At 44.0% G+C, this 9,751-nt stretch carries 6 protein-coding genes and 1 pseudogene; 1 reads left to right on the top strand and 6 read right to left on the bottom strand.

Going from position 1 to position 9,751, the window contains the following annotated elements; all coding sequences use genetic code 11:
* Positions 1-337 precede the first annotated feature (337 nt).
* The 4 genes from QM629_RS01385 to QM629_RS01370 all read right to left on the bottom strand — a co-directional run bounded on the left by QM629_RS01385 (position 338) and on the right by QM629_RS01370 (position 7,481).
* Positions 338-3,787 carry a protein O-mannosyl-transferase family gene (locus tag QM629_RS01385; protein ID WP_415156425.1) on the bottom strand — a complete coding sequence of 1,150 codons (3,450 nt, stop codon included), beginning with the start codon at positions 3,785-3,787 and terminating at the stop codon, positions 338-340.
* Positions 3,788-4,432: 645 nt separating this feature from the next.
* A complete protein-coding gene (locus QM629_RS01380; protein ID WP_415156423.1) occupies positions 4,433-6,307 on the bottom strand; it encodes an Nramp family divalent metal transporter in 1,875 nt (624 codons plus the stop codon).
* Position 6,308: 1 nt separating this feature from the next.
* Positions 6,309-6,974 carry a metal-dependent transcriptional regulator gene (locus QM629_RS01375; protein WP_415156421.1) on the bottom strand — a complete coding sequence of 222 codons (666 nt, stop codon included), beginning with the start codon at positions 6,972-6,974 and terminating at the stop codon, positions 6,309-6,311.
* A gap of 132 nt (positions 6,975-7,106) precedes the next feature.
* Entirely contained in the window at positions 7,107-7,481 is a 375-nt protein-coding gene (locus QM629_RS01370) for a DUF4783 domain-containing protein (protein WP_415156419.1), read from the bottom strand.
* Positions 7,482-7,655: 174 nt separating this feature from the next.
* On the opposite strand from QM629_RS01370, the gene gpmI reads away from it, so the two are divergent.
* Positions 7,656-9,209, top strand: a complete 1,554-nt coding sequence (gene gpmI, locus QM629_RS01365) for a 2,3-bisphosphoglycerate-independent phosphoglycerate mutase (RefSeq protein ID WP_415156417.1) — start codon at positions 7,656-7,658, stop codon at positions 9,207-9,209.
* Between the two features lie 102 nt (positions 9,210-9,311).
* Here gpmI and QM629_RS01360 read toward each other — a convergent pair whose 3' ends face one another.
* A complete protein-coding gene (locus QM629_RS01360) occupies positions 9,312-9,584 on the bottom strand; it encodes a hypothetical protein (protein WP_415156415.1) in 273 nt (90 codons plus the stop codon).
* Between the two features lie 53 nt (positions 9,585-9,637).
* Positions 9,638-9,751: pseudogene (locus QM629_RS01355) on the bottom strand (IS1595 family transposase); the annotation flags it as partial.

Below are 9,751 nucleotides of genomic sequence, written 5' to 3'. Positions count from 1 at the left end.
GCATAAAACATAACCACTGGCACGTCATGCCCTGCGATGCGTCGGGGGCATCTCATACTTAGCGTGTACCAATATACATTTTATAAAGTCATCCTTGCTTATACAGCATGATTATGAGATTCCCGCCTTCGCGGGAATGACGGGCAAGAGTGTGAGATAATCTTGCAATCCTATAAAGCAGGTGCAAATAGCTAATGCACAAATTCATCCTGTGTTTACTATAATTATGTTCCTGCTGCTTTCCGTTAGCAACAGTTGCCTTAATCTGTCATTTTAAATATGTTGATTGTTGAGGCATCAACCGGTTTAACAAAATTATAATTTTGCGCCTTTCCTGTTATTTCGCTGTATCTGTTGCCGGCTTTGCTGTGTCTGTTGAATCTGCGGCCCGCTTTAGTTCGCCGCCTGCTTCGGGCACTTTAGGCAGATTGTCTCCTGAAAGGGCCTGCTGCACCTGCGCCAGGCGTTCTAATATTTCCTGGGCGCCCTGCTTTTCATAAACCAAACCATCGGCCTGCCAGCCGGAGAGTGAATTGTAATATTTCATCTGTTGCTGCAGGTCTGTTTTAACGGAGGTGGCCACTTTTTCTGCCAGCGCTTTATCGCCTGCCATATAAGCTGCCTGCATTACGGCTAATGAAAGCTGGTTATGATCGTTACCACGGCTTACCATACCATAAGGAAAATTCTGCTGCAGCATATTCTTATCCACTTTTTGCAGCACGGCCTTGGCTGAATCTTTCTTGCCCTTGTCAATTAAATCAAAAGCCAGGTCCACTTCCGCTTTGCGTATGGTATTTAAATGCCTGCGGTTTTCTTCATCAAAATAAACACCCGGGATGTTGGCGCTGCCAAACCCGAATTTATTCATGAAAACATCGTAAGTCCGGTTCGTGTTTACACCGCCGTTTTCAACCGGCACAAGGCGGTAAGACAAGCCATCGCGGCGGATATAACTGCCAAACCCCAGTTCGCCATAAGGCATGGTGAAATAAACAGGTCGTTTCCATTTGTTGGCTGCCACCACGCATAAAATAGCCAGATCGTTTTTATACAGGTTATTTTTGGGAATGGTGAAGCGCACTGCATCGGCAACGCTGTCATTTGCATTAACGGTGCCGTTGCTTAGCACAAGCTGTTTATCTACGGGCAACGCCACTTTGTGCACAGGGAAGGTATTGTACCTGTTCCCATTTTGTGCGCCCACCAGCGATACATCGCTGCCCACATAATCTTTCATCATCTGGTAAAGATCGTAATAGCGGTCTTCCGGAAATTGCGGGTTGGCATTAAAGAAAACCACATCGCGGTTGTTGCCTTCAATCTGGGCTGAAGAAAGGATCACATCTATCGGATCGCTTTGGTTTACCTTGTAGCGAAGCTGGTTTACATACCAGTCAGTACCAAGTAAACTCGTATTGATCACACGTATGTCGCGGCGTATGCCTTCCACTTCCTGGGCATACCAGAGCGGGTAGGTATCGTTATCACCAAACGTGAAAAGGATGGCATTGGGCGCACAGCTTTCAAGATAATCTTTGGCTATATCGCGCGCCAGTTGCTTTTTGCTGCGGTCGTGGTCATCCCATTCCTGCTGGCCCATTAAGACCGGAACGGCCAGCGATACGGCAACAGATGCGTAAGCAATGGCAGAAGGATTCTTCAGCATCTTAAATATATAAGGAACGCCGGCTGCAATAGCGCCGAACAAAACGGCAAAACCAAGGCCCATTCCAATGCCGCCGCCTGCAGCGAGGGCGCCAAATAAAAACAGCGCAGCAATAATACCGCCTGAAATGAGCATGGATTTCAGTGCTTTCTGGTTCCATTTTACAGCCATTTCTGTAAAATAGGGAACAGCAAGGCCAATCCATATTGCAAATGCGTAAAAGGAGCCTACATAAGCATAATCACGTTCACGCGGCTGGTAGCCGGCCTGGTTAAGATAAACCACAATGGCAAAGCCGGTAAAATAGAAAAGCAAAAACGTTACCAGTGCGTCGCTGCCTTTCTTGCGGAAATGGTAGAACATGCCGATCAGCCCCAAAATAAATGGCAGCATGAACAGGGTGTTATGCGCCTTGTTGTGTTTTAAGCTATCAGGCAGGTAAGTCTGGTCGCCGTACAGTGCGCTGTCCATAAACGGAACGCCTGTTATCCAGTTGCCATCCCGCACATTGCCGGCATATAAGCCCTGCAGGTCATCTTCCTTACCGCTGAAGTTCCAGAAGAAATAACGCAGGTACATAAAATAATTCTGGTAGCTTACAAAAAAGCGGATGTTATCCATGAAGGTAGGGGAGCGTTCATACGTGCCGTCCTGTTTTTTCTGAATGCTCATGAATACGGCATAATAATCGGCATGGTTCTGATCGTTGCTGGCATCCCACATGCGCGGGAACACCATTTTATCATCTTTATTATAAATGTATTTATAGCTGCGCACAACCTGTATGTATTTGTCTTTGCTTTTCTGGTAAGAATCTATTTCTTTGGAATCTATGGGTTGTGCGGTAAATTTCTGGCCATACAATATTGGGAAATCGCCATACTGGTCGCGGCCGAGGTAGCCAACCAGGCTCATCGGGTTATCCACATTATACATGTCAACGGCTGGATCAGCGTTGCTGCGGATAAGGGTAGTTAAGTAAGAGCTGTAGCCTATCAGCATAAATGCAAGGCACCATAAGCCGAGGCGCAGGTAATACCAGCTCTTTTTTGCAGCGAAGCGCAGGCCAAGCCAGATAAGCACGGCAACAAGCACAAAAAATATGGTAAAGCCGGAGAAAAAAGGCATGCCGAGCGAGTTCACAAAGAAGATGTCGAAATATCCGGCTGCTTTAATGGATATTTGTATTACACCTACCTGTACAATGCCCACCAGCACACACCCGATAATGAAAAAGATATAAGCGCCGCCATAATAATCCTTGCGGTCTTTCTTATAACCTTCTACCAGGAACAGCAGGCCGATGGCAACGGCTGCGCCCAAAAGAATTAATCCTGCTACGGTTGCATCCATAGGTATGCCCCTGGCGCTGTCTGCCTCTGCGCTGGCGCCTGCGAGCGCCAGTATAAACCCTGCAATGCCTCCAATAACAGCAAGCCTTATAAAATATTTTCGTATAACATCATAACGAAAATGTTCGCGTTTGCGGAAATAATACACCATTACGATTGCCGGAATGGTTAACAGGTTCAGCAGGTGCACGCCGATAGATAAACCCATCAGGAAGAAGATAAGCACAATCCATTTATCGGCGGCGGGCTCATCGGCCTGATGCTCCCATTTAAGAATAGCCCAGAAAACAATGGCTGTAAAAAAGGAGCTTAATGCATATACCTCGCCTTCAACGGCGCTGTACCAGAAAGAGTCGGTGAAAGTATAAGCCAGTGCGCCAATTATACCGGCGCCCATAATGGTTACCAGTTGCAGTTTGGTCAGCTCATCGTTGTTCCTGCTGCGCCCAAGTGCAATGCGGCGGGCAAAATGCGTTATCGTCCAGAACAGAAATAAGATGGTGAAGCCGCTGGCCAGCGCATTCATTATATTTACAGCTTTGGCGGCGGTCATAGGGTTATCGCCAAACAATACAATGAACATCCTGCCCAGCAAAACAAATAAAGGTGCGCCCGGCGGGTGCGGAATCTGTACTTTAAAAGCACTGCTCACAAATTCGCCACAATCCCAGAGGCTGCCGCCGGCTTCGCTGGTCATTATATAAACAGTACAGGCAATAAGGCAAATAACCCAGCCCGTATAATTGTTAATGCGCTTGAAGTTCATGTAAGAAATTTTGAATGTCCCGGTTTTTTAAAGTGGCAGCAAACCTAATGTAAACAAATGAAAATGGAAAAAGTGATTGTTTTTTTAAGAATAGTTTGCAGGCGCTCCTTTTTCGCGGAGTTTCTGAAGATATTTTTAATTGCCGGGGGCAATTGATCAGGTATTTTTTTTCCGGCCAGTTAACTCCGGTTAAGCACGGTTGCGTCGCAATACCGTCATCTGTATATCGTTTGGCGGCTGCAGCTTCCCTTCCACGGCGCCAAAACTGATCAGGAAAAAGAGTTCATTTCAAATTTCGCAGGCGGGTGTCACCAGCCGGAAAGGCGAAAATTTGAATGTATCGAAAAAAATGCGATTAAAAATTTGCGTAACCCGAAAGTTACTTATAGGTTTTCGTAACCTTGGGGCATATCACTATTGAAGAAAAAACCAACGAGATACCGGCTTTTCAATCATTGCTGGCTCATTTAGAAATTCCTAATGCCATATTTAGTGCAGATGCCATTCATTGCCAAAAAAAACTTTTGAGCAGGCTGAAGCTCACTCAGTGCATCCCAGGCACTCGGGACAGGCCAGCCGTGATGAGATAAGCACAATTGCGGGTTCTATAAAAAACAAAAATCAACTTACAAGGATTAACACGCTTTAACTTACAATAAGTACCGGTATAGGCAACTTATGCCGGACAACATTAACGGTTTCACCATAAAAAAAATCCTTTAAGCCACGGTGCCGGTGAGCGCCCATTACCAGCATATCAGCATTAAAATCTTTCACAATGCGCACAATTTCGTCAACGCGGTGCTGGTAGCCAAGCTGGATTTCAACAGTATAGCCCATTTGCATTAGTTGTGTTGCATAGGCCTGCAACCGTTCGGCATCCAGCCTTGTTTCATCGTCGTCGGTTGCATTGCCTGAAAATGATGCAGACACGGTTTCTACCACATGCAGCAATAAGTATGTGGCATTTTTATTACCCTGTTTGACAGCGTGTGCAATAAGCTTTTCATCGAGTGTCTTAAAGTCAAGCGCAACTGCAATTCTCTGAAATGGGTGTACGGAAAGATGCTGTAACTGCGGTATAACGCCATGAATGCTTGCAGATGGCCTTTGTTTTCTTTTGGAATAAAGCGGGTAAACCGTCATTGTAATAAACAGCCACGCAAAAATCAACGAGGCAATTATAACAATGATCTTTACAAATAAATGTCCGTCTTCCTTTATTGTATCAATTATTTCGCCTGCTACCAGCCGTACATTCAGAAACACCAATATGATTGCGACCAGCCACGCGATAATTTTTACAAATGGCCTGATTGCAAACACACCCATTGTTTTTTTATCGCTTACAAAATGTATTAAGGGAATCACGGCAAATCCAAGCTGGAGGCTCAGCAATACCTGGCTGAACACAAGCATATTATCCACTTCAGCTTCTCCATATACGCCAATTACAATTATGGCAGGTATAATGGCTAATAAACGGGTGAGCAGCCTTCTCATCCACGGATTGATGCGCAGGTGCAGATAACCTTCCATTACCACTTGTCCTGCCAGGGTACCGGTTACCGTTGAGCTTTGTCCTGAGGCTATTAAGGCAACAGCAAATAATATGGGCGCCAGCGATGTGCCCAATGCCGACTCAAGCAGCATATAGGCATCCTGTATCCTTGCCACAGATGAATGGCCTGCATAAAAAAAAGCGGTGGCAGCCAGTATCAGTATGCCGGCATTTACAAGAAATGCGGCATTCAGCGCCACTGTACTGTCAACGATATTATATTTAATGGCTTTGCGCGTAGCTGCTTCGCTGTTATTTATTTTTCTTGTTTGCACCAGTGCCGAATGCAGGTACAGGTTATGCGGCATAACAGTGGCGCCTATTATGCCAACCGCAATGTATAAAGCCTGGTTGCTTAACGGAGAAGGAATGAGGCCTTTCATCATTTCGCCCATATTGGGTTTGGCAAAAAACAGTTCTATCAAAAAGGAAATGCCTATTATCAATACCAATGCAATAATAAAAGCTTCCATGGTGCGCATGCCCTTTTTCTGAAGGTAAAAAAGCAAAAATGTATCAAGCACTGTTATGGAAACGCCCCATATTAACGGCAACCCGGTAAGCAATTGAATGCCCAGGGCCATGCCCAGCACTTCTGCCAGATCGCAGGCTGCAATAGCTAATTCTGCCAGCACATACAAACAAAAATTGGTAAACGGCGGATAAGTTTCCCTGTTTACCTGCGCCAGGTCTTTTCTTCTTACAATACCAAGCCTTGCGCTTAAGGATTGCAGCAATAAAGCCATAAGGTTGCTCATCAGTAAAACCCAGATCAGCTTATAACCAAACTGTGCGCCGCCCTGCAGGTCGGTTGCCCAGTTGCCAGGGTCCATATAACCAACGCTTACAAGGTAAGCCGGGCCAATAAAAGCCAGTATCTTCTTCCAGCCTTTACGCTGTTTGGTAGCATCTATGCTCTCATGCACATCATTTAAAGAATGTGTATCGCTCTTTACCATATTATAAAGGATTTACCTGTATGGCTTTTGCCACTTGTTCGCTAATATTGATAGACTGCCTGTTCCTGAACTTAATTTCAACAGAATTATCAAATGGCAGTTTATGCTTTACTTCAAGCACAGTGCCTATGGCTATGTTGCGGCTGCTTAAAAATGCCAGCAGTTCATTCGATTGATTTAATACAGAGGTTATAACCGCCCGTTTATTCAAAGGCAGGTTAGCAAGGGGCAACTGCTTAAGCTCATCAATTTTACCATTGCTGTCCGGGATCGGGTCGCCATGCGGATCGAATTTTGGATAATCTAAAAACTCATCCAGTTTATCTACCAGTTTTTTGCTGCGCACATGTTCAAGCTCTTCTGCCACTTCATGCACTTCTTCCCAGTTAAAATGCAATTTATCAACGAGAAAAAATTCCCATAACCGGTGCCTGCGAATGATTATCAGTGCTGCTTTACTGCCTTCACGGCTAAGCTTAAAGCCTTTATAAGGAAGATAGTTGAGTAAATGTTTTGCCTGCAGCTTTTTCAGCATGTCAGTAACCGATGCTGCTTTTGTATTGAGATGGCCTGCAAGCGCATTCGTGCTTACCTCCCCTCCTTCCTGCTGCAAATGATAAATTGACTTTATATAATTTTCTTCGGCTATGGAAAAATTAGCTTGCACGTAAATAATTTTTAGACAAATCTAAAAAATATTTACCATATTCCTTATATAATGGAAAATTGCTATTGCAGCACAAACATGAAAAAGGCTGCCTTTATTAAGACAGCCTCTCTTAAAATCATTCACAAAAAACTAAAATATTCTCACCCGTATTACAGATGTTGTGTTGCCCGTGCTTTTTACAACCACGGTTATATTGTATTCCTGGGCGCCTTTTAATTTACCGGCCACATAAGTCATGTCATTCAACTGGCGGGAATCAGAAAATCTTTCAAAGCCGGATACCTTGTTCTGGGAAAAAAAATTTTTTATCATGACGGCCGCATCAGCCTTGCTCAAATTCTTTACTTCCGGTTTTTGCGGAAGCGAAATGTTTACAGCGTTGCTGAAATAACTTGAAAACTTATTGGCATCTCCGGCTTTTAATGCATTTGCCACATCATCTGCAGACTGGGCAAATACATTTGCGGTTAAAAAAAATGCGATTATTGTTAAAAACTTTTTCATTGTTGATAGGTATAAATTCAGACTAAAGGTAACGTATAATGTTTAAGCAATTTAGTTATGTATTTGTGAAATGAAAGCCTGCATTTATTATATGTTTAACCAAATTCCGGGCTCAAAATCATATACAGGCGCATACATCGTTCAAGCAATGTATAAATCTGTTAGCTTTACGCCATGAGCAACAAAGCAATTTTAATTATTATGGACGGCTGGGGCCTGGGACAGGTATATACTTCTGATGCTATTCAGCATGCCAAAACGCCTTTTGTAAGCAGCTTGTACAGCAAGTATCCCAACACAACATTAATCACCTGCGGCGAGGCTGTAGGCCTGCCCGACGGGCAAATGGGCAACAGCGAAGTGGGCCATCTTAACCTTGGCGCCGGCAGGGTTGTTTATCAGGAACTGCAGCGTATTAATGTAGCCATCCGCGAAGGGCTGTTCCAGAGAAATGAGGAACTCTTAAACGCGATCAATTATGCAAAAAACAATAAAAAAGCCCTGCATCTTCTCGGCCTCGTGAGCGATGGCGGTGTGCATTCGCACATCAATCACCTTAAAGCTTTATGCGATGTATGTGCCAAAGAAGGTGTAAGCGAAGTGTATATTCATGCCTTTACCGATGGCCGCGATACCGACCCTAAAAGCGGGCTGGGTTTTATAAAAGAACTGCAACAACATCTACATAATATCTCCTCTGCTGAAGGGGAAGGACGGCAAGGGGCTAAAATTGCCAGCGTTAGCGGCCGGTATTATGCCATGGACCGTGATAAAAGATGGGAACGCATTAGGCTTGCCTACGATGCACTGGTAAGGGGTGAAGGCATAAAAGCCACCAATGCCGTTGCCGCTGTTGAACAATCATACGCAGCCAATGTAACCGATGAATTTATTATACCAACCGTAATTGCGGATGAAGCGCAGCAGCCTTTGGCAACCATTAAAGACGGCGATGCGGTTATCTGTTTCAACTTCAGGACCGACCGTTGCCGCGAGATTACTGTGGCGCTTACCCAGCAGGCGTTTCCCGAATACAATATGCAACCCTTGCAGTTGTATTATGTTACCATGACGGAATATGATAAGACATTCAAGAACGTTCATATTGTTTTTGAGAATGATAATTTAACCAAAACACTGGGTGAAATAATTGAAGACAACGGCCTGAAACAGATACGCATTGCGGAAACGGAAAAATATCCGCATGTAACTTTCTTTTTCAGCGGCGGCCGGGAGGCTACATTTATAGATGAAAAAAGGATAATGGCGGCATCGCCTAAAGTAGCCACGTATGATCTAAAGCCCGAAATGAGCGCCTACGAGATAACGGAAAAGCTGGTACCTGAAATTGAGAATGAAACAGCAGATTTTATTTGTTTGAATTTTGCCAATGCTGATATGGTGGGCCATACCGGCGTGTGGGAAGCGGTTATAAAAGCGGTGGAAACGGTAGATGCCTGCGTGGAAAAAGTAGTTGCGGCTGCATTGGCGCATGGTTATACAAGCTTCCTGCTGGCAGACCATGGCAATGCAGATTATGAAATAAATGAAGACGGCTCTCCAAATACCCAGCATTCATTAAACCCCGTTCCGTTCTTTATCATCAATAATGAATTTAAAGGGGATATAAAGCCTGGTAAGCTGGGCGATATTGCGCCCACCATCTTAACCTTTATGGGCTTAACGATTCCTAAAGAAATGACGGGGAATGTTCTTGCCCATCCGTAATAAGAAAATATGGTTTTATGCGTCTTTGCAGTCCGCAGAAGCATTACTCATTTCCACGGCGCCGGCCAGGCAATGAGTAAAAGATATATTGCAATGGTCATTTTACCTTAAAATCAAAATCCGGCACTTTGTTTGCCAAATCATATTCTTTTTCATTAACCAAAAACCAAGTTTCTCTGATACTTGTACAGGGTCAATCGCTTTAGCTATATGATATGGTAATAAAGATTTGCCCGAAGATTTGCCGCCGATAATAACATTGAGGTTTGGATTAAGCTCTATCGCTTCTTTATCAAAATAGTTTGTATTCTCATTGGTAACAAACTTAGCCTTATCAATGACGTTGTAAGCAGTTTTTTTCTTTCGGAAAGTCATCCTGAATTACTATTCTTGTAAGTGGTTCATATTTGATTTGTAGGTATAGGCGTTTAGGTATCAGGCTTGTTTAGCCTTTTCGGTTCGTAAGTTGCCATCCTTTTTATCAGTGTATCAAATATTGTATTCATACTGTTTCTTCTATTGTATCTAAAATGATATTCATC

Source organism: Parafilimonas sp. (assembly GCF_047606085.1).
Lineage (GTDB): Bacteria > Bacteroidota > Bacteroidia > Chitinophagales > Chitinophagaceae > Parafilimonas.
Note: the sequence above shows the minus strand (reverse complement) of the source record. Positions and strands in the feature narration are given on the sequence as shown.

What these genes read in the sequence shown, in the direction of transcription:
- QM629_RS01385 (WP_415156425.1), bottom strand. Translation starts at nt 3,787, where the DNA reads ATGAACTTCAAGCGCATTAACAATTATACGGGCTGGGTTATTTGCCTT.
- QM629_RS01380 (WP_415156423.1), bottom strand. Translation starts at nt 6,307, where the DNA reads ATGGTAAAGAGCGATACACATTCTTTAAATGATGTGCATGAGAGCATA.
- QM629_RS01370 (WP_415156419.1), bottom strand. Translation starts at nt 7,481, where the DNA reads ATGAAAAAGTTTTTAACAATAATCGCATTTTTTTTAACCGCAAATGTA.
- gpmI (WP_415156417.1), top strand. Translation starts at nt 7,656, where the DNA reads ATGAGCAACAAAGCAATTTTAATTATTATGGACGGCTGGGGCCTGGGA.
- QM629_RS01360 (WP_415156415.1), bottom strand. Translation starts at nt 9,584, where the DNA reads ATGACTTTCCGAAAGAAAAAAACTGCTTACAACGTCATTGATAAGGCT.